26 protein-coding genes are annotated in these 26,097 nt (G+C 37.6%); 5 read left to right on the forward strand and 21 right to left on the reverse strand.

The annotated features are described in order from the left end of the window. Positions 1 to 192 precede the first annotated feature (192 nt). Positions 193 to 819 carry an MBL fold metallo-hydrolase gene (locus IGJ24_RS09620; protein ID WP_002356716.1) on the forward strand — a complete coding sequence of 209 codons (627 nt, stop codon included), beginning with the start codon at positions 193 to 195 and terminating at the stop codon, positions 817 to 819. A 40-nt stretch (positions 820 to 859) separates the two neighbouring features. After that, entirely contained in the window at positions 860 to 1,564 is a 705-nt protein-coding gene (locus tag IGJ24_RS09625; RefSeq protein ID WP_129193702.1) for a histidine phosphatase family protein, read from the forward strand. 55 nt (positions 1,565 to 1,619) lie between these two features. Here the strand turns inward: IGJ24_RS09625 and IGJ24_RS09630 are convergent, their stop codons facing one another. The 5 genes from IGJ24_RS09630 to IGJ24_RS09650 form a co-directional block, all read right to left on the reverse strand. Continuing rightward, positions 1,620 to 2,468 (reverse strand): MurR/RpiR family transcriptional regulator, encoded by an 849-nt coding sequence (locus IGJ24_RS09630; RefSeq protein ID WP_002382748.1) that lies wholly within the window; start codon positions 2,466 to 2,468, stop codon positions 1,620 to 1,622. An 87-nt stretch (positions 2,469 to 2,555) separates the two neighbouring features. Further along, entirely contained in the window at positions 2,556 to 4,010 is a 1,455-nt protein-coding gene (locus tag IGJ24_RS09635; protein ID WP_002356713.1) for a PTS transporter subunit EIIC, read from the reverse strand. A 22-nt stretch (positions 4,011 to 4,032) separates the two neighbouring features. After that, positions 4,033 to 4,923 (reverse strand): N-acetylmuramic acid 6-phosphate etherase, encoded by an 891-nt coding sequence (gene murQ / locus IGJ24_RS09640; RefSeq protein ID WP_002356712.1) that lies wholly within the window; start codon positions 4,921 to 4,923, stop codon positions 4,033 to 4,035. Next, the gene (locus tag IGJ24_RS09645) at positions 4,898 to 6,007 is read right to left on the reverse strand and encodes a DUF871 domain-containing protein (RefSeq protein ID WP_002380596.1); all 1,110 of its coding nucleotides are present in this window, start codon (positions 6,005 to 6,007) and stop codon (positions 4,898 to 4,900) included. Before IGJ24_RS09645 ends, murQ begins: the two co-directional genes overlap by 26 nt. A gap of 266 nt (positions 6,008 to 6,273) precedes the next feature. Beyond that, positions 6,274 to 6,834, reverse strand: a complete 561-nt coding sequence (locus IGJ24_RS09650) for a PTS sugar transporter subunit IIA (RefSeq protein WP_002397141.1) — start codon at positions 6,832 to 6,834, stop codon at positions 6,274 to 6,276. Between the two features lie 115 nt (positions 6,835 to 6,949). Here IGJ24_RS09650 and IGJ24_RS09655 point away from each other — a divergent pair, with 115 nt between their 5' ends. Further along, positions 6,950 to 7,780, forward strand: coding sequence for an undecaprenyl-diphosphate phosphatase (locus tag IGJ24_RS09655; protein ID WP_002356708.1), 831 nt, complete (start codon positions 6,950 to 6,952; stop codon positions 7,778 to 7,780). Positions 7,781 to 7,818: 38 nt separating this feature from the next. Here IGJ24_RS09655 and IGJ24_RS09660 read toward each other — a convergent pair whose 3' ends face one another. Genes IGJ24_RS09660 through IGJ24_RS09670 form a run of 3 tightly spaced genes read right to left on the reverse strand, consistent with a single transcriptional unit; the run spans position 7,819 to position 10,293 of the window. Next, positions 7,819 to 8,604, reverse strand: coding sequence for a ChbG/HpnK family deacetylase (locus IGJ24_RS09660; protein ID WP_010820181.1), 786 nt, complete (start codon positions 8,602 to 8,604; stop codon positions 7,819 to 7,821). Positions 8,605 to 8,622: 18 nt separating this feature from the next. Continuing rightward, the gene (locus IGJ24_RS09665; RefSeq protein WP_002356705.1) at positions 8,623 to 9,246 is read right to left on the reverse strand and encodes a DUF47 domain-containing protein; all 624 of its coding nucleotides are present in this window, start codon (positions 9,244 to 9,246) and stop codon (positions 8,623 to 8,625) included. 12 nt (positions 9,247 to 9,258) lie between these two features. Further along, entirely contained in the window at positions 9,259 to 10,293 is a 1,035-nt protein-coding gene (locus tag IGJ24_RS09670) for an inorganic phosphate transporter (protein ID WP_002356704.1), read from the reverse strand. 210 nt (positions 10,294 to 10,503) lie between these two features. Here IGJ24_RS09670 and rpsT point away from each other — a divergent pair, with 210 nt between their 5' ends. After that, positions 10,504 to 10,755: a 30S ribosomal protein S20 gene (gene rpsT, locus IGJ24_RS09675; protein WP_002356703.1), complete on the forward strand. Its 252-nt coding sequence runs from the start codon at positions 10,504 to 10,506 to the stop codon at positions 10,753 to 10,755. 86 nt (positions 10,756 to 10,841) lie between these two features. Here rpsT and IGJ24_RS09680 read toward each other — a convergent pair whose 3' ends face one another. Further along, a complete protein-coding gene (locus IGJ24_RS09680) occupies positions 10,842 to 11,399 on the reverse strand; it encodes an acyl-CoA thioesterase (RefSeq protein WP_002382741.1) in 558 nt (185 codons plus the stop codon). A gap of 168 nt (positions 11,400 to 11,567) precedes the next feature. On the opposite strand from IGJ24_RS09680, the gene IGJ24_RS09685 reads away from it, so the two are divergent. After that, positions 11,568 to 12,509: a ketopantoate reductase family protein gene (locus IGJ24_RS09685; RefSeq protein WP_002397139.1), complete on the forward strand. Its 942-nt coding sequence runs from the start codon at positions 11,568 to 11,570 to the stop codon at positions 12,507 to 12,509. Positions 12,510 to 12,560: 51 nt separating this feature from the next. Here IGJ24_RS09685 and holA read toward each other — a convergent pair whose 3' ends face one another. The 12 genes from holA to IGJ24_RS09745 all read right to left on the reverse strand — a co-directional run bounded on the left by holA (position 12,561) and on the right by IGJ24_RS09745 (position 26,096). Then, complete coding sequence (gene holA / locus IGJ24_RS09690) at positions 12,561 to 13,589, reverse strand: DNA polymerase III subunit delta (RefSeq protein ID WP_002364451.1); 1,029 nt, start codon at positions 13,587 to 13,589, stop codon at positions 12,561 to 12,563. Between the two features lie 57 nt (positions 13,590 to 13,646). Continuing rightward, entirely contained in the window at positions 13,647 to 15,911 is a 2,265-nt protein-coding gene (locus tag IGJ24_RS09695) for a DNA internalization-related competence protein ComEC/Rec2 (RefSeq protein ID WP_164980785.1), read from the reverse strand. Between the two features lie 34 nt (positions 15,912 to 15,945). Then, the gene (locus IGJ24_RS09700) at positions 15,946 to 16,449 is read right to left on the reverse strand and encodes a ComE operon protein 2 (protein ID WP_129193705.1); all 504 of its coding nucleotides are present in this window, start codon (positions 16,447 to 16,449) and stop codon (positions 15,946 to 15,948) included. Positions 16,450 to 16,571: 122 nt separating this feature from the next. After that, the gene (locus IGJ24_RS09705; protein ID WP_025192836.1) at positions 16,572 to 17,249 is read right to left on the reverse strand and encodes a helix-hairpin-helix domain-containing protein; all 678 of its coding nucleotides are present in this window, start codon (positions 17,247 to 17,249) and stop codon (positions 16,572 to 16,574) included. 62 nt (positions 17,250 to 17,311) lie between these two features. Continuing rightward, the gene (locus IGJ24_RS09710; protein ID WP_025192837.1) at positions 17,312 to 18,382 is read right to left on the reverse strand and encodes a SepM family pheromone-processing serine protease; all 1,071 of its coding nucleotides are present in this window, start codon (positions 18,380 to 18,382) and stop codon (positions 17,312 to 17,314) included. After that, the gene (gene coaD, locus IGJ24_RS09715; protein ID WP_010777843.1) at positions 18,369 to 18,860 is read right to left on the reverse strand and encodes a pantetheine-phosphate adenylyltransferase; all 492 of its coding nucleotides are present in this window, start codon (positions 18,858 to 18,860) and stop codon (positions 18,369 to 18,371) included. The genes IGJ24_RS09710 and coaD overlap by 14 nt, the downstream gene beginning before the upstream one ends. Before the next feature lies 1 nt (position 18,861). Further along, positions 18,862 to 19,455 (reverse strand): 16S rRNA (guanine(966)-N(2))-methyltransferase RsmD, encoded by a 594-nt coding sequence (gene rsmD / locus IGJ24_RS09720; RefSeq protein WP_077932795.1) that lies wholly within the window; start codon positions 19,453 to 19,455, stop codon positions 18,862 to 18,864. Positions 19,456 to 19,514: 59 nt separating this feature from the next. Then, complete coding sequence (locus IGJ24_RS09725) at positions 19,515 to 19,865, reverse strand: YlbG family protein (protein WP_002359714.1); 351 nt, start codon at positions 19,863 to 19,865, stop codon at positions 19,515 to 19,517. After that, on the reverse strand, positions 19,855 to 20,289 hold the full coding sequence (locus IGJ24_RS09730; protein WP_002356689.1) for a YlbF family regulator: 435 nt from the start codon (positions 20,287 to 20,289) through the stop codon (positions 19,855 to 19,857). Before IGJ24_RS09730 ends, IGJ24_RS09725 begins: the two co-directional genes overlap by 11 nt. After that, a complete protein-coding gene (locus IGJ24_RS09735; RefSeq protein WP_002362207.1) occupies positions 20,286 to 21,410 on the reverse strand; it encodes a CAP-associated domain-containing protein in 1,125 nt (374 codons plus the stop codon). The genes IGJ24_RS09730 and IGJ24_RS09735 overlap by 4 nt, the downstream gene beginning before the upstream one ends. A 16-nt stretch (positions 21,411 to 21,426) precedes the next feature. Continuing rightward, positions 21,427 to 24,855, reverse strand: a complete 3,429-nt coding sequence (locus IGJ24_RS09740) for a pyruvate carboxylase (RefSeq protein ID WP_289865745.1) — start codon at positions 24,853 to 24,855, stop codon at positions 21,427 to 21,429. Positions 24,856 to 24,887: 32 nt separating this feature from the next. Then, entirely contained in the window at positions 24,888 to 26,096 is a 1,209-nt protein-coding gene (locus IGJ24_RS09745) for an FtsW/RodA/SpoVE family cell cycle protein (RefSeq protein WP_002356686.1), read from the reverse strand. Between the last annotated feature and the right edge of the window lies 1 nt (position 26,097).

Consider the following 26,097-nt stretch of genomic DNA (forward strand, 5'->3'; position numbering starts at 1 on the left):
AGATTATACATAAACTTTCGTTTAATAACTATAAAAATGTGAGTTTTTTAAAAAAAACACGTGTTAAAACAAGCAAAAACCGAACATTCTAAGAATGATTTATTTTTTCTTTGGATAAACAAGAAAACTTTCTATTCTTAAGATTCTTCGGTATACTTGAAGAGAATCGTTAGAACTTTAGGAGGTCCTGAGATGATACAGATCGAACAAATTAGAACAGGTGTTATTCAAGAAAACTGTTATCTTGTTTATAATGAAGAAGCATTATTAATTATTGATCCAGGTGCAGAAGGAGCAAAACTAATTCAAGAAATTACCCGTTTAGGGAAGAAACCAGCCGCTATTTTATTAACACATACTCACTATGATCATATTGGTGCGGTAGAAGAATTGCGCCATCATTATCAAATCCCTGTTTATGTTAGTCCATTAGAACAAGCGTGGCTTTCCAATCCTATTTTGAATCTTTCAGGATTAGGCAGACATGACGATATAGCAAATATTATTGTTCAACCCGCCGAACATGAATTTAAACTAACCGATTATGAAATTGGCGGCATGAAATTTTCCGTAGTCCCAACACCTGGTCATTCAATTGGTAGCGTCAGCTTTGTCTTTGATGATTTTGTTGTTGTTGGGGATGCATTGTTTAAAGGTAGTATTGGTCGTACTGATTTACACACTGGTGATATGCAACAATTATTACACAGCATTACGACCTATCTATTCACTTTACCAGAAGAATTTCCTGTTTATCCAGGCCATGGTGATGCCACGACCATTCAACATGAAAAAGCCACAAACCCATTTTTTAATTAGAGATTTATTCACTATTTAAAGAAACTTAGGAGGAGTAGCAATGACTGAAGCAACGACACTTTATATTATTCGTCACGGAAAAACGATGTTTAATACGATTGGCCGAACCCAAGGCTGGTCAGATACCCCCTTAACCAAACAAGGAGAAGAAGGCATTTATCATTTAGGCTTAGGTCTTAGAGACATAGACTTTAGGGAAGCTTATAGTAGTGATAGTGGTCGTGCCATGCAAACCGCTCAGATTATTTTACAAGAACATCAAAACCACCAAAAGATTCCTTACCTAACCGATAAACGGATTCGTGAGTGGTGTTTTGGTTCTTTAGATGGTGGCTATGATGGTGAACTTTGGGGTGTGGTGCCACGCATTTTAGCTTTTAAAAGTTATGAGGACATGATGACCACGAAGATTACCTATCGTGAGCTAGCAAATGCTATTATTGAAGCCGATACGGCTGACTGGGCGGAGCCTTATGAAGTTATTCGTGATCGTGTTTGGTCTGGTTTCGAAGATATCGCTCATCATCGAGAAAAAAATGGTGGCGGCAAAGTCATGGTGGTTTCCCATGGACTAACAATTTCCTTTTTACTTTCCTTAATTGATGCAAGTTTGCCTATGCAGATGGCACTGGAGAATGGTAGCGTGACGACCTTAACTTACGAAAAAGGAACATTTACCATTCAAGGAATTAATGATATTTCTTATATTGAAAAGGGAAAAAAGATCGCTGAAAAGCGCCGTTGATAGTAAAAAAAGAGAAGGTTATCTGTCATTTTGACAGATAACCTTCTCTTTTTATTTATTCTTTTAAACGTTCTACATTTTTTCTTGAGATTTGAATTTTTTCTAAGGTTTCCTTATAGTTTTTTGCTGCATAAGCAAAAAATAAAACATCGACTACATACAATTGTGCCACCAAGGAAACAGTAGCCGCACTTCTCAATGGCACGTCTTCCCCACTAGAGGTTTGAAGGACGATATCACTTTTTTCACCAATCACTGATTTTTCATCTTGTGTGATACTAATAATAGGAATCCCTTGCTGCTTCGCTAAATCAGCTAAAGTACTTGCTTCTTTATTCGTTCCAGAATTAGAAATAACAATAAAAACACTAGGCTTTTCTGTTGAGCCTAACATAGAAGCAAATAAATGATGGTCCAATGTTGTAAATACCGTTCGGCCTAAGCGCGTAAACTTTTGATAAATATCTTGAGCAACCAACGAAGAGGCGCCCAACCCATAGACAAAAATTACTTCTGTTTTTTCCAACAAATCAACGGCTTCATTCACTGCGACATCCTCTAATGTCTGACCGCTTCGCTCAACCACATGAACAAAGCGCGCCTGTAACTTTTGTTTAATATCAGCTGTTGATTCCCCTTTAGTAACTTCAGTATACATTTGCTGCTTCATTTGGCCAAGATTTGCAGATAATAAAAGTTTCAACTCTGTGAAGCCATTCACATCCATAGAATGACAAAAGCGAATAATTGCCGCTGGACTTGATCCTGCTTGTTTCGCTAGCTCTTGCGCATTCATTGAAATAACTGTTTCTGTATTTTTTAAAATATATTCTGCGATTTTTCGTTCTGATTTTGGTAATTGTTGTAGACGATCTTGGATAGATAAGACAATATTTTGTTGCATAAACACCCCTCCTGATACACCATTTCCTACGCAATTAAATTTTAACAAAGAAAAAGGGAGAAGCCAAGTTCTCCTTTTTTCTATTTATTATTTAGTTGTTTGCATATCTTTAGGAATCCCAAAGAATAACGTTGCTACAAAACCACCTGCGTAAGCAGCCAATAAACCTAATACATATGCAAGCCATTGGTTGTTGGCAATTAATGGAATTAAAGCCACCCCACTTGGTCCAATAGCAATCGCACCAACATTACCGAAGGCCCCAATCACCGCACCACCAATACCACCGCCGATACAAGCAGTAATGAATGGACGTCCTAATGGTAAAGTAACTCCGTAGATTAATGGTTCACCAATACCTAAAATCCCAACTGGCAAGGCACCTTTAATCATTTCAACTAATTTTTTATCTGATTTACAACGAATCCATAATGCTAAAGCTGCACCGACTTGTCCCGCACCAGCCATGGCCAGAATTGGTAATAACAAAGTCATCCCTGTTTGATTAATCATTTCAATGTGGATTGGCGTCAAAATTTGATGTAAACCAAACATTACCATTGGCAAGAAGGTTAAACCAAGAGTAAAGCCAGCAACCATGCCACCTTTTTCTAAGACAACATTGATAATACCAACTAAGCCATTAGAAATAGCTCCGGCTACAGGCATGATTAAGAAAATAGTTGCTAAGCCAATCACTAAAAGTGAAATGGTTGGCGTTACGATAATATCAATTGATTCTGGGACAATTTTATGCAATTGTTTTTCTAACAATGATAATAACCATACGGCAAAAATAACACCGATAATTCCGCCTTGTCCTGCAGATAATGTTCCCCCAGTGAAAATATTACTGATTGGTGCATCTGGATTCATTCCTGTTAACATTGTGACTGCCCCAATAACACCACCCAACGCTGGCGTTGCACCAAAAACGCTGGCACTGTTAATCCCAGTGTAAAGAGCTAAATAAGCAAAAATCCCATTTTTAATGATATTTAAGACATCAATATATTGTTGCCATGAAGCTGAAATATCACCAGCAACAACTAAGTTAGACATAACAGCTGCAATCCCGCCAATAATACCAGCCCCAACAAAGGCAGGAATCATCGGAACAAAGATACTAGAAATGGCTTTTAACACTTTTTTAAATGGTGAAGTGTTATTTTGTTTCGCTTTTTGTTGTGCTTTCATTTGAGCGGCTTTTTCTTCTACTAAATCTTTTCCAGATTTTCCTGCTGAAGCATCAGTTGCGGTGTCATGATTAAATGGTTCTCCCAATTTGACACCTGCTTGATCTACCATTTCTTGTGCAACCTTGTTAACAGTCCCTGGACCAACAACTACTTGCAACGTATCATCTTCTACGACGCCCATAACGCCATCAATTTTTTTCAATCCTTCAATATCTACTTTGTCATAATCGCGGATATCCATACGAACACGAGTCATACAATGAATGACTTTGTCCACGTTTTCTTGACCACCAACTTCTTTATAAATCCCATCAGCAATGCGTTTAATTCTTTCTTCTGCCATGTTAAAACACCCTCCTAATTCCTTAATTTAATGTATTCTTGATAAATTGATTCCCGTCAATTAATTTTTGTGTTGCTTCTTCTTTAGTACTATCAGTTAAAATCATTACAATTGCTAACTTCACATTTTCTTCTGCTTCTACAAATTTTAGTTCGGCAACTTCATAACTACAACCCGTTGCTTCCATAATAATCCGTTTGGAACGCTCCACTAATTTTTCATTGGTTGGTTTTACATCAACCATTAAGTTATTGTAGACTTTCCCAATACCAATCATGGAAATAGTTGATAACATATTTAAAATTAATTTTTGAGCTGTCCCAGATTTCAAGCGAGTCGAACCTGTTAAAAATTCAGGTCCTGCATCTACTTCAATCGGCATTTGCGCATATTTACTAATTTCGGCATTTTTATTACATGCCACAGTTGCGGTAGCTGCTCCCACCGTTGTAGCATATTCTAAACCGCCAATTACATAAGGCGTCCGACCACTGGCTGCAATCCCAACAACAATGTCATTTGCTGATAATTTTAGATCAACTAAATCTTGACGACCTAGTTCTTTTGAATCTTCAGCACCTTCTACTGCGACAGTCATTGCTTTTTGACCACCAGCGATGAGGCCTTGAACCATCTCTGGCTCGACGCCAAAAGTTGGTACGCATTCGGCTGCATCTAAGACACCTAACCGACCACTCGTACCAGCGCCCATGTAGATCAAGCGGCCGCCTTGATTGAAGCTTTTGATGATGGCTTCTACCACTGGTTCAATGGCTGCTAATTCTTGACCCACTGCCATTGCAACTTTTTGGTCTTCTTGATTCATTTTTTGTAACGCTTCTTTGACACTCATCTCATCTAAGCCCATTGTATTTTCATTTCTACGTTCAGTTGTTAAGTTTTCTAAATTCATTCTCTATCGTTCCTTCCGTGACTAGCGTAAATTGATTGCCTGCCTTGATTAACGGCAATATCGTTTGATCTTTTTCAATAATTCGTGTAATCGTATTGACTTTTTCATCTTTCGGCAAGTCCACAAGTGTGACTTGAATTTCTCCCATATAGCGACCATATTTTTCATTATCAATCGTTACGGTTCCCACTGGACGTGCTTCAGTCTGCTCTGACTCAATCGTTGCAATTTCATCTTTTCTGAACATTTCACTCGTTCTTGATAATTCACTTCGCAAAACATCTCTTGCAGCATCTAAACGATTGGTATGACTCCCAAGTATTCGCTTCAAATAGCGGCTCTTGCTAGGTGCTACTTCTAACAGAAATTGATTGGTTTGGTGATAATAACCAAATTGAGCCATGGTTCGCTCACTAATTGTAGGATCACCAATATAAACAGCATCGACATAAGGATCAGCCATCAAACCAACGGCAGCGGCGAAAGGATTTTGCCCACGATGTTTTTCTAATGTTGGTAAACCAGCAAAAATTGGGCCTCTTGTTTGCCCATCTCCTGGCACAAAAGTAAAAACTTGTAAGCCTAATTCTTTAAGCCAGCGGTTCTTTTCATTAAAAAATGTTGTTCCAATGCCGGTTTCAGGTCTTGGATAATAATTATGCCAAGCTTCTAAGCGAGAAAAGTCCGCTTGATGAGCCTTTAACTCAGCCACTTCTTCCAGTGTAATGGTACTAGCATTCAATCCTATATCAATCTTATGTGAAGCATGAGCCATTTGTTCTATCGTAATGCCGTAGTCCATCCGAAGGCCAGTTACGCCCAACTCGATTAAAGGCTCTAATTCATCGAAAGAAAAACCCGCTCTTTTTAACGCTTCACCTGAAATATCTACCATAATTTTCATTTTTTCTGCCTTAGCAATTGCCCCTAAATCAGTCAAGCGTTGGCGGTAAAGGGAAGTATCATCTTCTGGAATGTGTAAAGAAGTGAAAATACCATCAAATCCAAGCGCTTTCATCTTTTTGATATAAATAATTGTATCGTTTGTAATCTCTTCACCAAGAAAAACTGAAATACCATACATCTTTTTAGCTCCTCTCTAATACGCTTTCATTATAACTTGTTTGAAATAAAATTTCAACTATTTTTCTAAATATTTTTTAATTCCAAAATAAAATTTTATTTTTGTTCAAAAAAAAACGAGCGTGGAACAAAAACTGATAAACGGCGGGAATAGAACCAACTCCTTCGGAAATAAGCCGAAATTCTCCAAAAATCAAAGATCAATTTTCAGAAATTTCTTCTTATTTCTCGGAGCTAAACGGTTCTGTCCCGACCTCGTCTAATGCATTAATTGGCTGTGGCAGAGCCAACTGGTGTACCAGCTGTAACCACGCCAGTTTTCTCTAACGAAAATTGTGCTACTTTATCCATGTTGGTAATAATGACAACCATTTCAGTTCCTTTACCAGCTGCTTTAATTGCTTCTAAATCAGCAATTGCGACCACCGTATCTGCAGTCACTTGGTCGCCTTCTTTCACTTTAATAGTGAACGGTGCCCCGTTTAACTCTACCGTATCGATACCCATGTGTAATAAAATTTCAAGACCGTTTGTCATTTTTAAACCAATGGCATGTTTTGTTTGGAAAACGCTTAAAACTTCTCCTTCAATAGGTGCATAAATTTCACCATTTTCTGGAACTACTGCGTAGCCATCTCCCATCATTTTTTGTGAAAAAACAGGATCATTCACTTCACTAATTGGGATAACGGTTCCATTGGCAACGGCATACATTGTATTATTTTCGATAACTTCATTCTTTTTCTTCAAAAATCCAAACATTTCTCTTCCCCCATTTTTTAAAGTATCACTAGTATAGAAAAAAGTTTCATGAATTACAAGTGGCACCTTTGTATAATTCTAAAATTTATTTTAAAATAAGAATTTGCATTGGCATTTACTTTGTCAGCGGGTATACTTATACTTGATGTGTTTTGCATTTATTTCAGAAAGGAATGGTGACATGCTTTTTGCTAACCTATGGAAAGCAATTATTCTTGGTATTATCGAAGGAATTACCGAGTGGCTTCCAATTAGTAGTACCGGACATTTAATTTTAGTGGATGAGTTTATTAAACTCGATCTAAGTAAAGATTTTATGGAAATGTTCAACGTCGTTATCCAATTGGGAGCGATTATGGCGGTTGTTATTTTATACTTCCACAAATTGAATCCTTTCTCACCAAAGAAAAATGGCGAAGAGAAAAAAGATACTTGGATTCTTTGGTCTAAAGTCTTAGTCGCTTGTTTACCAGCGGCAGTTATTGGTCTAAAATTTGATGATTATTTAGATGCACATTTTTATAACTTTTTAACAGTATCGATTATGTTAATTGTTTATGGGATTGCTTTTATTATCATTGAAAAACGAAATAAAAATGTTGCACCGAAGTGTACTAATCTAAAAGACTTCACTTATAAAGCCGCTTTAATCGTTGGTGCTTTCCAAGTACTGGCATTAATTCCAGGAACTTCACGTTCAGGAGCGACCATTTTAGGGGCAATCTTAATTGGGGCCTCACGTTTTGTTGCAACAGAGTTTTCATTTTTCTTAGGAATTCCAGTAATGTTTGGAGCAAGTTTTTTAAAAATCTTTAAATTCTTGGCTAAAGGAAATACGTTTGGATCAGAAGAAATCATTATTTTATTAACTGGCTCTATTGTTGCCTTCGTTGTTTCCATCATTGCGATTAAATTCTTATTGAATTACTTGAAGAAAAACGATTTTACAGTTTTCGGTTGGTATCGTGTAATTTTAGGTGCGATTTTAATTGGCTACTGGTTATTCTCATAAAAATAAAACCGTTGCTTTCACTATTGAAAGCAACGGTTTTATTTTTTTAAATCGCCAAACGTTATTCGCTCAATCCCCTGTTCTTCAAACCACTGACGAACACGAGGATCACAAATCGTTGCTAATTCTTTGCAGCGTAAAGTGGTATATGAAGAATTGTCTAAAACAAATTGATCCAAATACCCAACATCAAAATGCATCTCAGCAATTGCCGATTCCGGCATCCGTAATAAACCAAAGTCATCTTTTAAAAAATTCTCCACTGATACGCCTTCGTGAATATAAGATAACGCGCCAGACTCTAACAAATGTGTCACCTGAAAATAACCTTGTTGCGGTGGATATTCTTTTTCCCCACTATATTTCAGGGTTGTATGAAGTCCGTACTCTTCTGCTAATTCTAAAAATACTTGATCAACCACTTCATCACCAATCGAATGGCAATCAAAATGTTCAGGATAATGTCCAGTTAGTTCCTTAAAGCGCGTCAATTGCGCAATCGTTTCAAGTCGTACTTCTTCATATACGAAGGTTACTTGTTTTTGTTGACGATAATAAGAAGAGCGATGAAAATTGCCTTGTTCATCTACCAGTGAAGGAATCATACATGGGTCCGCACAAGGTTTCCCTAATAAAAAATTCGTATGCTGACCTACAAATAATCCTGGATAATTTTTTGCTAACGCAACGGCGTGTTCTGCTGTTGGTAAATTGGGCATCAAAAGTGTCGACGTCGTTAAACCATCGACATAACTTTTGATAATGCCATGATTAATCGCTTCTGACATCCCAAAATCATCAGCATCAACAATTACTTTAACCAACAGCTCCCCCTCTTTTCTTTACGTATTTTTGATGACAATTCCGACAATAATATTAACAGCTGATTCACAATCATTAATCGTGCGCTCAAGCTGATCATAAACATCTTTCCACTTGATAACTTTTAATAAATCTTTTTCGTTAGTCATCAAATCTTTCATGGCGCTACTGTATAATTTATCTCCTTGAGATTCAATCGTATTCACTTCATCAATCAATGAAACTAACGTTTTAGAATTCTTAAATTTTGCAAATTCCTTCGTTGCTGATTTAACGCCTTCTGTCGCTTTAACAATATAAGCAGTTAATTCTAGCGCGGGCGCAATCATTTCTTCGACAACTAAATGATCAAGTAAATAAGACAAACTATTAATGCTATCGATAATGTTATCTAAGTGATCCGTAATATCGACAATATCTTCTCGATCAATCGGCGTAATAAAGGAAATATAGAGTTCATTTAAAATTTTGCGAACAATTTCATCATTCTCTTTTTCCAATTGATGAATCGCTTCTGATTTTTTTACTAAGTTTTCTAATGAATAATTGTCTACAATTTCTTGCAAAACCTTTGCCGCTTCATAAGCATTTGTTGCTAACTGGTTTAATTCTCCAAAATAATCAAATTGTTTTTTACGTGCCATGTTTTTCTCTCCTTAAAAAATTGCAATAAATAATTTTGACATCACATAAGCGATCAGCCCACATCCTGGGAAAGTTAAAATCCATGCTATCAGCATTTCTTTCACGATACGCCAGTCAACACTTGAGATTCGCTTAGAAGCACCTACTCCCATAATCGCTGTTGTTTTTGTATGAGTAGTTGAAACTGGAATCCCAAAAGCCGATGCTAAAAATAAACAAATAGCCGTGCTTAAATCCGCAGTGAAGCCTTGATAGCGTTCAAGTTTTACCATATCCATCCCGACTGATTTAATGATTCTCATGCCGCCCACAGAAGTTCCAATGCCCATTGTAATGGAACACAGAACCATAACCCATAACGGAATCACAAAACCGCCACCTGTTTTTTCGACTAAATTATTATAAAAAAGCACTAACATGAACACGCCCATAAATTTTTGCCCATCTTGCGCACCATGTAAAAAAGCATTAGCTCCTGCACCAAAGGCTTGTCCAACTGTAAAAAATTTGTTGGCTTTTCTTCTAGGCACAGCCGAGAAAGCTTTCACAACAAGTTTGGCAATTAAATAACCGCCGCCAAAGCCCATAACGGTAGAAACAACTAGACCAACAAGCACTTTGATCCATTCCGAGCCATTGACTGCACCCAAACCACCTAATGCCATTGCCGAACCAGTCAAGCCGGCAATTAACGCATGGCTTTCACTTGTGGGAATACCAAAATACCACGCAGCAACTGCCCAAACCACAATTGAAAAAAGCGAAGCAGCCAAAGCCACCTGTGAAGCGTTTCCATTTGCGTCAAAACTAACAATGTTGCTAATCGTTTCAGCTACTTGGGCATTAAAAAAGGTCATGACTAATGCACCTAAAAAGTTCATCACAACAGCCATCCAAATTGCGACATTCGGTTTTAACACCCGAGTCGAGACAGCGGTTGCAATTGCGTTCGGCGCATCCGTCCAACCGTTAACAAAAATTACACCCATTACCAAAGTAATCGTTACCAATAATGCAATACTCACAAAGACACCACCATTTTTCATTTATCTATTTTATCATAGCATGTTTTAAAAAAAATGTATGCTTTTTTCTTAAGGCTCTGGCAAATTTTCTTATTTTTTTCTTGAAATTGTCTGTTAAGGAAAAAAACTTGTCGTCTTTTATTGCAATGGAACAATGGATTAGGTATAATGATTACTGTTGAATTACATTGGCTGACCAGTGTAAAACCTAAATCATCGGAGGTGAAACAAATGCCAAATATCGAATCTGCAATCAAACGCGTACGTACAAGTGCTAACGCGAATGCGAAAAATTCATCTCAAACAAACGCAATGCGTACAGCAATCAAGAAATTTGAAGAAGCTGTAGCTGCTGGAGCTGATAACGTCGATGCTTTATACAACGAAGCTGTTAAAGCTGTTGATATGGCTGCAACTAAAGGTTTAATCCATAAAAACAAAGCTAACCGCGATAAAATTCGTTTAAGCAAATTAGCTAAATAATGTGAGATAGAAGTTAGCATTCATGTTAGCTTCTTTTTTCATCAAAAAATGTCCAAGTCTGTTTTCACAAAGACTCGGACATTTTTTTATAAAGGTGAATCAATCCACGGTAAATCCGTTGTGAGATGTTGACTAAATAATTTAGTCTCTTCTCGCAAAGCTAAACGTTGTTGTCGTCTCGTTTCATAATTGGAACAAATCAACTTTTCTTCTGCAGTTTCTGGGACGACTGCCGCTAATTGGAAGTCACTTTCAGGATTCATATGAGACGGAATGGCTACAAAAGTTGTAAAACAAGTCGCCGCTAAATAACGCTCTCCAGTTGTTAAATCTTCTCCTACAACTTTAACAAATACTTCCATCGATTTATGATGCACGCCAGAAACAAACGTTTCAACACACACTGAGTGATTTTCTTTTAAAGGTTTTAAAAAATTCAAGTTATCTAAAGATGCTGTAACTGCCCCTCTCCGACAATGCCGTGAAACGGAAATGGATGCGGCGTCATCAATTAAAGACATTAATTTCCCACCAAATAGTGCACCAAAGGGATTTAAATCAAAGGGAAATACACGATGTGTTTGAATCACTCGTGATTCTCGACAAAATTTTTCTTTCGTCATTAACGATTCCTCTACTTTCATTTATAAACTTTTCCACGCTTTACTTTAGCTTACTTTACCATTTGATGCAATCCTTACTTTTTAGGAAACATTTAAAAAATAACAAATTTGCAAGTCCCATTTATTCATTTTTAGGAAAGTTGCTGTATAATAATAACGGTTAAAGAACTTTTAAGGAGATGGATACACATGAAAATTGCAATTGCTGGTGCCGGCGCTATGGGCAGCCGTTTAGGAATTATGTTGCATCAAGGCGGAAATGATGTAACTTTAATCGATCAATGGCCCGCACACATTGAAGCCATTCGTAAAAATGGTTTAATCGCTGATTTTAACGGAGAAGAAGTTGTCGCGAACCTACCAATCTTCTCACCAGAAGAAATTGACCATCAAAATGAACAAGTAGATTTAATTATCGCTTTAACCAAAGCACAACAATTAGATGCAATGTTTAAAGCGATTCAACCAATGATTACCGAAAAAACATATGTACTATGTTTATTAAATGGCTTAGGTCATGAAGATGTACTAGAAAAATATGTACCAAAAGAAAACATCTTGGTTGGCATTACCATGTGGACAGCTGGTTTAGAAGGACCGGGACGTGTTAAACTTTTAGGTGATGGCGAAATTGAATTAGAAAATATTGATCCTTCTGGTAAAGAATTTGCTTTAGAAGTCGTTGATGTCTTCCAAAAAGCTGGTTTAAATCCAAGCTATAGTAGCAATGTTCGCTACTCTATTTGGCGGAAAGCCTGTGTCAATGGCACGCTAAACGGTTTGTGTACAATCCTTGATTGTAACATTGCCGAATTTGGTGCACTACCTGTTAGTGAATCCCTTGTTAAAACATTAATCAGTGAATTTGCAGCAGTCGCAGAAAAAGAAGCCATTCATTTAGATCAAGCAGAAGTCTATACACATATTGCTCAAACTTATGATCCAAACGGTATTGGCTTGCACTATCCGTCTATGTATCAAGATTTAATTAAAAATCATCGTCTCACAGAAATTGATTACATTAATGGTGCTGTTTGGCGCAAAGGACAAAAATACAACGTAGCAACACCTTTCTGTGCCATGTTGACACAGCTTGTTCACGGAAAAGAAGAACTATTAGGAGCTAAATAATAAGAAAGTACCAGAGACAATCGTTGTATGACGATTGTCTCTGGTACTTTCTTATTTTGCTTGCGCAGTCAATTTTAAAATAAATAATTGGAATAGTAATTCTTTATCCATTTGGCCCGTTTTCATGCGGTAATCATTTTCAACTAATTCATCATAAAGTCTTTCTAATCGAGACAATTCAAATCGTCGGACTTGTTGTAACGCTAACTTGACTCGATAAGGATGAACCTTTAATGTATCAGCAATATTCGCTTGTTGATAGCCCATCTTAGCCAAAATTTTTGTTTGTAGAAAAAGGCGAATCTGATTCAATAAGATTGCATTTAACTTAATGGTTTCTTCTCCTTGTAAAAGTAAATCTTCATACAATTGAACAGCTTTTTCACTGTTTCCAGAAAGTACTTCGTTGGTTAAGTCAAAAACATTATGTTCCAAAGACTTAGGGACTAATTCTTGAACCGCACCTCGTGTAATTGTCTTCGTTTCAAGGGCATATAAATACAGCTTCTGTAATTCTCCCATAATTTTTGATAAGTTCAAGTCTGTCAATTGAAGTAATAAATCAAAAGCATCGGAGCGAATAGTGTACCCTTCACTCTCAATCGTTTGAGAAATGTACTGACGAATAGCCTTTTCATCCATTGGATTGACGTCAACCACTGTGGCATTTTTTTTCAATGCTTTGGTAACTTTTTTGCGTTCATCTAATTTTTCATATGAGGCCATAAAAACAAGAACAGTTGTTGGTGATGGACTTTCCAAATAATTCAATAAAAGATTGACATCATGTTCCACACCGTTTGTTTTTCTTTCGGCAGTTAAAAAGTAAGGATTTTCCACAAAGACAAGGCGATAATCACCAAAAAACGGAATTGTTTCCGCTTCAGCAATCGCTGCACTTAAAGGTGTTTCCTCCATATCAAATGAGAAAAAGTTAAATTGATCATCCTCTTCCGTCAACAATTCTTTCATCAATGTTGTTTTAAATAATTCAGTTAAATAAAGTTCTGTTCCTATTAATAAATACACTGGAGCGATTTTTTGCTCTCGCACTTCTTTCAAAGCTTTTTGTAACTCCATTGGCTCGCTCCTTTTCTCGTTTCTCTTGTTTATCCTATCATGTTACTTCTGGAAATACTAGTCTTGTTCTTTAACAAATTTGGCTTTAGAAAGCCCTTGCCAAGGTAACCATTGATAATAAATCATTCCTTGAAGATCGGTCCGATAATAATTTATTTTTTGCTCCTCCAGCGTCGCTAATGTCTCCTGATGAGGATGTTTAAAACGATTATTCAGTCCAGCTGAAATCAATGCTTCTCGCGGATTAAGCTGTTTGATAAATCTTTTAGTAGACGACGTTTTACTACCATGATGACCGACTTTCAAGATGTCGATTTTCAACTGGGGATAGCGAGCCAACACTTGTTCTTCTCCTTCGGCTTCCAAGTCACCAGTAAATAAAAAATGCCGTCCGCCTAATTGTGTGGAAAACACTATCGAGTCATTATTGCCCCCAATACTGCTCTTATTTGGTGATAAAATTTGAAAAGAAACGGGCCCATTAATTCGCTTGGGCGCTAAAATTGGCCGACAGTCTGTCCCGCTTTTTTGGAGTTGTTTCAAGACTTGGCGAAACGAAAAATTGGCTTCAGCTGCTCCTTTAGGAAAATAAAGAACAGAAATTGGAACCTTCTGCGCAATGGCTAATAAATCGCCAAAATGGTCTTCATGTGCGTGTGTGATGATCACTTCATCTAAACGTTTGACTCCTTGACTTTTGAGAAAAGGAATCACTGAATATTCCGCTCCTGATCGACTATTTTTCCGTTGCCGCCAAGCTTCTTTGTCAAAAGACAACCGACCACCTGTATCGATCAGTGTATTTTTTCTGTGAAAAGGCGCTTGGATAAACAAACTATCCCCTTGGCCTACATCGATCATTGCAACAATGCCAATTGGCGAAAGGTATTTACTATTTATCAAAACAATTAGTAGTCCGATTGAGAAAAAAATTTTTTTAGACTTGTCTGCTAAATAAATCATTGAAAGTCCGATTAGTAATAGCAAACTAATTTGTATCCAAGTATTTAAATAGCCGATGGTCAGCTTCGGATTTAAGTGAACTAGCACCCACTCAAATAAGCCATTCATTGTTAAAAATAGCGGTTCGAGCAAGGCTGCTAAATAGCGTGCTGGCATAATAATCACTAGAAAAAAGCTCAACGTCAAAAGCGGTAACAAGAACCGTTCAAAAATTGGTAACAAGAGAAATGTTAAGAAACTTCCTAACAAGGGCCATTCATAAAATGATTGGACTAAAATAGGTAAGGAAGCCACAGCCAATAGGAAAGAGCCTAAACAATTTTTAATGAAAGGCGAAGAATAACCAACCAATGTTTGCTCTAAAAACAGCAGAACAAAGGAAAGTAAGTAACTAAATTGACCGCCGACTGAAAAAAAGAGGGTTGGCTGAACAATCAAGTGCACTAAGAGAGTTAAACTCCAACAATCGAGGGCCGGAACCTGCCAATTAAACCGTCGATTGAACGTATTGAGGTTTGTTTGTAAAAGCGCCCGCATGACACTGACTGAGAATCCTGTTAAACCAGCATATATCAGTGAAAAACCGCATTGCCACAAAAAATAACTTTCTTGCGTTCGGCGAGCAATTCTTAGCATTAGCAAGCGAAATAAACGAAGGAAAAAAGAAACATGCATCCCTGACAAACTAAAAAGATGCAAAATGCCTAATGCTGAAAATTTATCGCTTATTTCAGCAAATTCTTCATTACGAAAACCTAAGAGCAACGCATTCATATACATTGCACTAGTCTCACCAAAATTTTTCTGAATATGTACCATCGCCCACTTCCGCCAGCCGCTAATGATTTCTTTAAACCGCCAAGAAAAAAAGGAACGCTGTTGTCCTATCTCCTCAATGAATAAAATAGCTTCGATTCCTTGATTCTTTAAAAATAGTTGATAATTGAAGCCATTTTTGTTGGTTTGACCTTGGGGCGAGTCTAAAATACCTACAGCGGTTGCCTGAATGGTCGTGGTTAGTTGTTGCCATTGCTGCTTTTCTTTCACACTTTTTAATTGATAAAATGCCATCACTTTCTGCCTTTTGCCTTTTACGATCCAATTGGCAGGAAATTTTACTTGATCACCATCGACTTGTATTTCATCTGGTAATATCGTTAGCTGTCCTGACAAGCGGACTTCTTTAGGCAACAAAGAGACTGGCTTTAACCACTGGAAAATCAATATGCCCCCTACTATTAAAAAACTGCACAAAAAACCTCCCAATATAACAGGAAAACTTTTTGTACAGACAATACGGATAACAGTGATAGAAAAAAGAAGAGCTCCTAATAGACTAGGTGCGAAAAAACACCACAGCCCACAACTAGTCAGCAGAGCTATGAATAACCAATTATTCCTCAGATGAGGAAGGATTGTCCTCAAGTGTGGCAAATTCTTCTCCCCATTGTAATTCGGCAAAATATTTTGGTACTAAAGTCACTTTTTCAACCGTGGCTCCTACTTGTTCAATTAAATTTAGGGCGTACGCATCATTACGGTAATCCTTTAAATAATAAATCTTTTTAATCCCTGCTTGTAAAATCATCTTTGTACATTGCAGGCAAGGGAAATGTGTCACATAAATTTCTGCCCCTTCTGTAGGGACGCCAAACTTCGCACATTGTAAAATTGCATTCATTTCTGCGTGGATTGTCCGAACGCAATGATTATCAACAACATAGCATCCTTCATCAATACAATGCGTTCCGCCACTGACTGAACCATTGTAACCTCCTGCAATAATTCGTTTGTCGCGAACAATGGTTGCTCCGACAGTTAACCGTGTGCAAGTACTTCTTAATGATAATAAGACGCTTTGTCCCATAAAATATTGGTCCCATGGAATTCGTTCCATAATAAACCTCCTTTATTTTTAATGACTCCTGTGTTCGATTTGCCAAATCATTTAATCTTATTACAAATAGTATGTTATCCGCATCCCATAGTCAAGAATTCTCAGGAATTTTCTGTTAAAAGTTAGCCAGTCACTGTCAACATGTCTTTTAAACGTTCTACTGTTTTCTCTCCAATACCTGGAACATTTTTCAGTTCCTTGACGGTTTTAAACGGTCCTTGTTCGTCACGAAAGCGAATAATCTCTTGTGCTTTTTTCGCACCGATTCCTGAAATCGTTTGTAGCTCTGCTTCTGTTGCCGTATTAAGGTTGATTTTTTCCTCCTGATTTTGCTGAGCAGGCGCCGATTCCTGCAGCGTTTCTAATGACTGTGCCACTGCTTCTCCTTTTTTGGGCACGTAAATAATCATTTGATCTTTTACTTTTTGAGCGTAATTGACCTGGGCAGTATCAGCTTCCTCGCTCACGCCTCCAGCTAAAGCTAAAGCATCCCAAATTCGCTGCTGATTTTTTAGTTGATAGATTCCTGGTACTTTCACTGCGCCTTTAATATCAACATAGATCATTGTTTCTGCCCTTTCTTTTGTAGCATCTGTGGCGACCTCTGCCGTAGTGGTCAAACTTGTCTCCTCCCACATTGTGGTGTCTACTTGTGGCTCCTTATTAACCATCAAATAAATGCCCACTAATAGAGTTATCAAAATAACTATAGACGCACCACTACCTAGCAATAGCCACTTTTTGGGTAACTGTTTCAACCAATCCATCGTTTGTCCTCCCTTCAAAATATAATTACGCATTTTTTAACAAAAAAATGCGCCTGGACCAAAAATCACTAGTAATTTTTGGCCCAGGCACACTTTTATTTTAATTTTTCTAGATAGTTCAAGGCATCTTTAACCGTTTTTACTGGGACAATTTTCATTTTTGTCCCAATTTTTTTCGCAGCTTCTTGTGCTTCTTGATAATTCGATTTGATTTTTGGCTCAACTTTTTTCATTTCTGAAGTTATTTCATCATCAGGTGCAAAGAAAATTTCTGCGCCGTTCTCACTGGCAGTTACAACTTTTTTGTCAATGCCTCCGATTCTACCAACGATTCCTTGACTGTTCATCGTACCTGTTCCGGCAATTTCATGACCTTTACGTAAATCTTTATGACTTAATTGTTCATAGGTCTGCAAAGTAAACATTAACCCAGCCGATGGCCCACCAATATCACCCGCTTCAATAGATACTGGGATAGAAGAATCAATTTCTGTATGATCGGTCAAGCCAATACCAATCCCCGCTTTTTTATCTGTTGGCAATTCAATTAATTTGCCGGTCGCTTCTTTTGCTTTGCCATCTTGAATAAATTGAACAGTGACTTTTTGATTCACTTTTTGTGCTTTAATGTAATTCATTAATTCTTCACTGCTTTTAAAAGATTTGCCATCCACGCCTGTCACGGTATCGCCAACTTCAATTTTTCCTTTAAAACTTGAGTTGTCTTCCATCGCTAACACATAGACGCCTTTAAATTTCATCTCATATGGAACCTTCGCTAATTTTAAGGCTTGCTCAATTGCGGCGTTTTTTGAGGAATCCATATAGTATTGTTGAATTCGATTATATTCGCTATTACTACTATCTCCCATTAATTCTTTTTTTGACATGACTTCTTGAAAATCCGAAAAGTTTGCTTTTATGGCAGAAAAAATAGTGGCCGAACGAATGCCCACCGTTGTTAAATAAAAAGCACCTGACTGCGTATCTTTTTTCCCATCAACAGTTACAAACTCTTTTAAATTTTCTGTCGTTCCTGGTCCTTCAATATAATAAGGAATTGGGACGATAAACAAACCAATTAGCAGCAATGCCAATACCATTGGAATGAGTGATTTAAACGAAAATTTTTCTGTTTTTTTATTCATTATTTTAGCTCCAGTCATTCTTCTTTTGTTTTAACGCATGATAAATATTGGAAGGAAGATAGTCAGACACATCGCCCCCAAAACGTAAAACTTCTTTTAGTAAACTGGAGCTTACATGTGCATATGGTTCTTCTGCTAATAGAAAAACCGTTTCAATTTCTGGCGCCAGATGTTGATTCATTTTAGCAATGTCTTTCTCGTACTCGTAGTCTTTGACGTTTCTAATGCCACGAATCAAAAAATTAGCCCCTAATGATTTTGCACTTTCCACAGTTAACTGGGTTTCTTGCATAATAACACGCACATTTGGCATTTCTTTAGTTGCTTCTTCAATTAAATATTTTTTCTCTTCTGGCGTAAATAATGTTTGCTTACTTGTATTTATAAAAACGCCAATAATGACTTCGTCAAATAACTTCGCACTGCGTTCAATCAAATTTAAATGACCATTTGTCATCGGATCAAAACTTCCGGGAAATAGAGCAATTTTACGCATCTTACGCCTCCTGACGATAAATCGTTACTTGAGTGATTCCGTAAACGGTTTCTCTTGTTTTTTCTAGTGTACCAATCGTTTCCGGTAATTTGACAGTTTTATCTGTTTCACAAACGATAACGGCTTCGTTTGTTAATAACTGCCGTTCTAACATCTTTTCTAATTGTGAAACAATTTCTTGTTTGGCATAGGGCGGATCCAATAAGACCAAATCAAATTGTAGCTTCTCTTCATAAAACTGTTCTAAGGCACGATTAGCATCCATTTTTCTAACTTCAAATTTTTCTGGTTCTTTTGTAATCGCAATATTTTCTTTAATTACTTTTAGTGCAGCAAAATTCTTTTCAATACAAATACTTTTGTCCATTCCACGAGAAACGGCTTCAATCGCTAACCCGCCACTTCCTGAATATAAATCCAGCGCCATTCCACCTTCGAAATATGGACCAATCATATTAAAAATAGATTCTTTTACTTTATCTGTTGTGGGCCTAGTATTGTCGCCATCTAACGCTTTCAGGCGCCGGCCACCATATTCTCCAGAAATAACACGCATTGTTTCGACTCCTTTATCAATCATTCTTTTATAATTCATTATAACAAAAAGAGTGAAAAATGTTTGAAATTTCTCATAACATTTCTCACTCTTTTGCATTAGACATTCTCTGCTAAGCGAATCTCTGTAGATAATTCCTCTACTACATAGCCGTCGTCTTCTTGTTCTTGATAAGCCGCTTTGGTACCAATTTTTTCAGCAAAATTCATTTCGACATCTGGTCGATACGATTTATCGACACTTCGAACAAAATGTAACTGATTAATTTTTTCCATGTTACTTTCAATATTTTCTTCATTCATGTAAATCACCACATATTTCATTTTTCGTGAAACATAGTGAATCAGTCCATATCGGCGTAACTGTTTTAACGGTTTTAATGTGTATACCCAAACAATTAGGCAACGACGCTCTTGAAGCGTAAATTCTTTTTCTTCTTTAGCTTGCATGGCAGCTTCCTCCACAACCTGAATGTTTCTTTCCTCGTTCAAAGAAAGGATTTCCAGCATCTACTTTAATATCTTCAGAAATTAGTTGCGCAATCTTTAAACCAATTGTATCTAGCAACGTTTGAACGTTTGTCTCAGCAAAACGATAATTTGCAACGATTTCATTTAAATCAAGCGCCCGCTTCGCTTTACGTAGGGCTCGTTGTTTCTCCCGAAAATCGGGTGCATGAATTCCATAAGCCTCTACTCGCTCAAAAGCTGACTTAGCTTCTAAAAATGCTTTTTGTAACTGAGCAACTTCCGCCGAAGCATACATAGCTTTTTTTGTTTCTTTATAGTTTTGAACAGCATCACTTTCTAAAAGTGCTGAAATTAAGCATTCTGTTTGATCTTCAATTGCAAATAAATGTTCTGTCACAATCATAACTTTTCACTACTCTCCGTGATTTGCCTATTTTCTGGTCGTTTCTCTAATAAGACTAACACACCTTCATTGGAAAAGGCAACGCCCAATTCTGTCGTTTCTGACTCAGCAAAATAGCTATCATATTGCGGGTCCGAAAACCATGACAAAATAGTAAAGGTACTATCATAAACAGGTTCTTGGAAAATACCTGCTGGTTCTCTCAACGAAAGTTTGCTCGTTTTAACTAATAAAGAAAATTCGTCCTTAGTCAAATGAAAGGGATGAATGGCTGTATGTTCCTCTCTCGTTTGTAACAATTCTGCTTGTCGATTTGCCGACAAAATTGTTGGTGTATGGTTAGCCAGCGTTTGATACAATGTTTGGGCATCTTTTTGACTTTGTGTAGAGACTGAAAAAGCAGCTTGATTTTCTTGCTGTTTAACCAGATTCATGACATAAATCGCTTGGTTACTTTGAACAGGATCGAAGGTCATTGACTGCGTTATATCAACTGGCAAAGGAGAACCTTCATTTAATTGATACGGCATTTCCGTGAGCAACGTTTCTTTATTGACATAATTAACTGCCATTAAACCGCCTGTCCGCTGATTAAAAAATAACACTGCAAAACTGCCATTATCAAAAGCAACCAGTGGTCGATAGTTCATATCTTCTTCCATCAGCTCGACATCGTAAGCTTCATGATGAAAATTAAATGCAAAATTCGAATAAATCGTCATTAAATCAGACAAGTCAGCAAGCTTCATATCTATTTTAAACGGTTCTATCATTTTGTCATTGTTAAAGGCCTTAATTGCGATGACTTTATTTTCTCGAACGTTGACTTCTAAGTAATCATTCATCGTCAAACCGAACGTCCATAATTCATACGTACGACCTGTTTTAATTTTTTCTTTAGGATTGCCAAACTGGCGGATAAAGGTTTCCACATCTTTCCCTATGTATGCTGCGTAGCCAGAAGCTGGCAATTCTTCATGAGGAACAGCGGTGTGAGCGCTGGATAAGCGCCCACTTTGAGCTGTTTCGGTTGGTTTTTCAGCAGGGAAAAAAACTGGCTCTAAATATCCGATGAGTAGAACTGTTAAAAAAACAGCAGTAAAGGCCCAAAATCGCTTCATTTTTTCCCCTCTCATCTTATTTTTCTTTCACTTCTAATAACAAATCACCTGAGCTGATTGCTTCGCCTTCTTCAACATAAATGTGATCAACCGTGCCCGCAAAACGTGCTTCGATAGTCGTTTCCATTTTCATGGCTTCTGTAATCAGCAACGGCTGACCTTTTTCTACTTTATCGCCACGTTTGACCAATACTTGTAGAACAGAACCAGACATCGTTGCGCCGATTTGTTCTTTATTAGTTGGTTCCGCCTTTTGTTTTACTTGAACAGCAGACTTAATGGAGGCATCTTTAACTAAAACCTCACGACGTTGCCCATTCAAATTGAAGAACAAGACACGGTTTCCGTCAATATCAGGTTCGCCAATTTCATCTAAACGAATAATTAACGTTTTTCCTCGTTCAATTTGAACTTCCAATGTCTCTCCTTGACGAATACCATTAAAGAATGTTGGCGTATCTAATAAGGTTATATCTCCAAAGGTTTCGTATTTTTGACGATACTCTAAAAATACTTGTGGATACATTAAATAACTTAAAACTTCTTCCAATTTAGGTTGATACCCAATTTTTTCGGCTAATTCTTCTTGTACTTTCGCAAAATCAACAGGTGCTGCTAAGTCACCTGGCCGCTCTGTGAAGGCTGGTCGACCTTTTAGAATAATTCGTTGGAGCTCTTTCGGGAACCCACCAACTGGTTGACCTAAATCACCTTGGAAAAAAGTCACAACGGATTCAGGAAAACTTAGTTCTTCACCACGCGCATAAACATCTTGTTCTGTCAGATGATTTTGAACCATGAAGAGTGCCATGTCTCCCACGACTTTTGAAGATGGCGTCACTTTTACAATATCACCAAACATCAAATTCACTGTGTGATACATTTTTTTGATTTCATCCCAACGGTGCCCTAAGCCTACCGCTTTTGCTTGCTGCTGTAGATTAGAGTATTGCCCACCAGGCATTTCATGCATATAGACTTCTGTTTGCGGGGCATTTAACCCATTTTCAAATGGTTGATAATACATGCGCACATCTTCCCAATAATGATTGATTTTCTGTGCATTATCAATGTTAATAGTTGGCGTCCGTTCACCATTGACTAAAGCATAATATAGACTGTTCATACTTGGCTGGCTAGTTGCGCCACTCATCGCACTCATTGCGACATCAACAATATCAACGCCTGCTTTAGTAGCTGCTGAATAAGTGATGATCCCATTGCCGCTAGTATCGTGGGTATGGAGATGAATTGGTAAATCCGTGGCTGCCTTTAATTCACTAATTAAACGATAAGCAGCTTGTGGTTTCAATAAGCCAGCCATATCTTTAATCGCAATGATTTGTGCACCTAAATTTTCTAATTCTTTAGCCATATCAAGGTAATATTGAACATTATATTTTGCTCGGGCTGGATCATTGATGTCCCCAGTATAACAAATTGCTGCTTCCGCAATTTTTCCGGTATCCCGAACGACTTGAATACTTTTTTCCATTTGAGGAATCCAGTTTAAGCTATCAAAAATTCGGAAAACATCGACTCCTTGGCGAGCAGATTCTTTAATGAATTCTTCAATAACATTATCAGGGTAATTTTGATAGCCTACCGCATTAGAACCTCTGAACAGCATTTGTAAAAGTGTGTTTGGCATCAACTGACGAATTTTTCTTAAACGTTGCCATGGGTCTTCGGTTAAGAAGCGATAGGCAACATCGAACGTAGCGCCACCCCACATTTCACTAGAAAACAGCTCAGGCAGGGCTGCATCAGTTAGACCAGCAATTGCTTTAAAATCTTGTGTTCTCACACGAGTAGCTAATAAACTTTGGTGCGCATCACGGAACGTGGTATCTGTCATTAACACACTTTCTTGATTCTTAACCCAATCGATGACGGCGGTTGCTCCTTGAGCGTCTAGAATATTTTTAGCTGTGATCACTTTTTCTGGAACTTCAATATCTGTCGGCACGCGCGGGGCTTCAAAATATTTTTTCTCCGTTCGTTCAATGCCAGGGAACCCATTGACCGTTACTTCTCCAATGTATTTCATCGTTTTATTGCCACGATCGCGCATACGAGGAAATTCAAATAATTCAGGTGTATTATCAATAAAGGTTGTTTTGGCTTCGCCAGATTGAAACGCTGGATAGCTCACAACATTTTGTAAAAACGGAATATTTGTTTTCACGCCACGAATCCGAAATTCTTTTAAGCAGCGTTGCATTTTACTGATTGCCTGTTCAAAAGAGAAACCATGCGTACAGACTTTAACCAATAAAGAATCAAAGTAAGGCGTCACAGCGTAGCCAGAATAAGCATTTCCTACATCTAAACGCACACCAAAACCACCTGGTGAACGATACGTATCAATTTTCCCTGTATCTGGCATAAATCGGTTCAGGGGATCTTCAGTCGTAATCCGACATTGAATAGCCGCGCCTTTTAATGTCAATTCGTTTTGTTTTGGCAAATGCATATCTTTATGCAAATCAAGCCCTTGTGCAATTTGTAATTGAGAGATCACAATATCAATATCTGTAATCATTTCTGTGATAGTATGTTCTACCTGAACACGAGGATTCACTTCAATAAAATAAAACTGATCCCCTTCTACTAAAAACTCAACCGTTCCCGCATTCACGTAGCCGACATGCGCCATTAACTGTACAGCAGCCGAACAAATGGCTGCTCGTTGTTCTTCATTCATTGATACACATGGTGCGACTTCTACCACTTTTTGGTGGCGCCGTTGAACGGAACAATCACGTTCAAATAAATGCAAGACATTCCCATGATGATCGCCTAAAATTTGTACTTCGATATGTTTAGGATTAGAAATATACTTTTCAACATAAACCTCGTCAGAACCAAAGGCTGCTTTCGCTTCACTTTTGGCTCTCTCGTAACCTTCTCGTGCTTCTTTGGCATCGTGGGCAACGCGCATCCCGCGACCGCCGCCACCTAAAGCAGCTTTAATCATGATAGGAAAGCCATGCGTTTCACCAAAAGCTACGACCTCTTCCACCGTTGCTACTGGCCCGTCTGAGCCTGGAATCGAAGCAATCCCCGCAGCTACAGCTGCTTCTTTCGCTTTAATTTTATCGCCAAAAATATCTAAATGATGTGTTTTAGGTCCGACAAAAATGATTCCTTCTTCTTCACAACGTTCGGCGAAGCGTAAGTTCTCTGATAAAAAGCCATAACCAGGATGAATGGCATCTGCTCCCGATTTTTTGGCAATTTGGATAATATTTTCAATGTCTAAATAGGCTTCAATTGGTTTTTTCCCCTTACCAACTAAATACGCTTCATCTGCTTTGAAACGATGAACAGAATACTCATCTTCTGCAGCATAAATCGCTACTGTACGGATATCTAATTCTGTACAAGCTCTAAAAATTCGAATCGCAATTTCGCCACGATTGGCAACTAATACCTTTTTCATAACGTCACTCCTACCATCAATTTCCTTCAAATTTATTGGTTCTGTTCTAAAGATAAATAGTACTCATTTTCTAATTTCTGACGTGTTTCATCTGCACTGATATTCAGGACAAAGGCCACAGCAATCGAAATAATCAGCAAACTATTCCCACCTTGACTCAAGAACGGGAAAGTAATTCCTGTTAATGGAATAATCCCAGTAATCCCACCAACATTAATAAAGACTTGAATTAATAACATTGTACCAATTCCAATACACATTAGTGAATTAAAAGGTTTCTTCGAGCGTACACCGACTAAAATAATTCGCGCAATCATAAACATCAACAATCCTAAAATCGCTAGACCGCCGATAATGCCTAACTCTTCTAAAGTAATCGCAAAGATAAAGTCCGTATGTGCTTCTGGTAAAAAGCCTTTTTTCTGAACACTATTCCCTAGACCTTTGCCAAACCAGCCGCCATTACTGATTGCATAATAAGAATTAGCTAACTGATGGCCTAAGTTCCGTTCATCTAAAAATGGATTTTTAAAAACAGCAAAACGATTATAAATATATTGATAACGTGCTGGGAAAATTTTTCCTTTCGACATAATTAATAACTGAATAGCCGTGATACTACCTAAAATGCCCAAGCCACCGACCAAGTAGGTATACATATAATTAATCCCACTTGCTAAAACCATCACGATGGTAATTAATGTTAGAATGGCCGCATTCCCGAAGTCAGGCTGGATTGCAACTAGAGCAATTAATACAAAAACGAGCATCAACGGGCGCCCGGCAGCTTGTTTAAATTGATCCATGCCTCCATTAATTGTCTTTTGTCGCCGTGCTAAAATATAAGACAGATACCAGACAACCATAATTTTTAAATACTCAGCTGGTTGCATCGAAAATCCACCAATCTCAATCCAACCACGTGCGCCGTTAATTTCTTTCCCGATACCAGGAATCCGAACGGCTAAAACCATAACCGTAATTACTGCAATGGCAAACATGATAAAACTTCGATTCTGGAAAACGGATGTTTTCATCTTATAAATAAAAAACATTGCAACTAACCCTACTACCCAAAAGGCAACCTGGTTAATAACGAATGACGTAGGTGAAAAACCTTTCATTACTTGTAATGCGGATGTGGAACTATATACCATAATCAATCCCACGATACTTAAAATTAAATATGGAATAAAAATACTATAGTCTAGCAAATGCCGTTTCTTTACTTTGTTTGGCAAA

The sequence above is a fragment of the Enterococcus sp. DIV0546 genome (assembly GCF_051712785.1).
GTDB lineage: Bacteria > Bacillota > Bacilli > Lactobacillales > Enterococcaceae > Enterococcus > Enterococcus faecalis.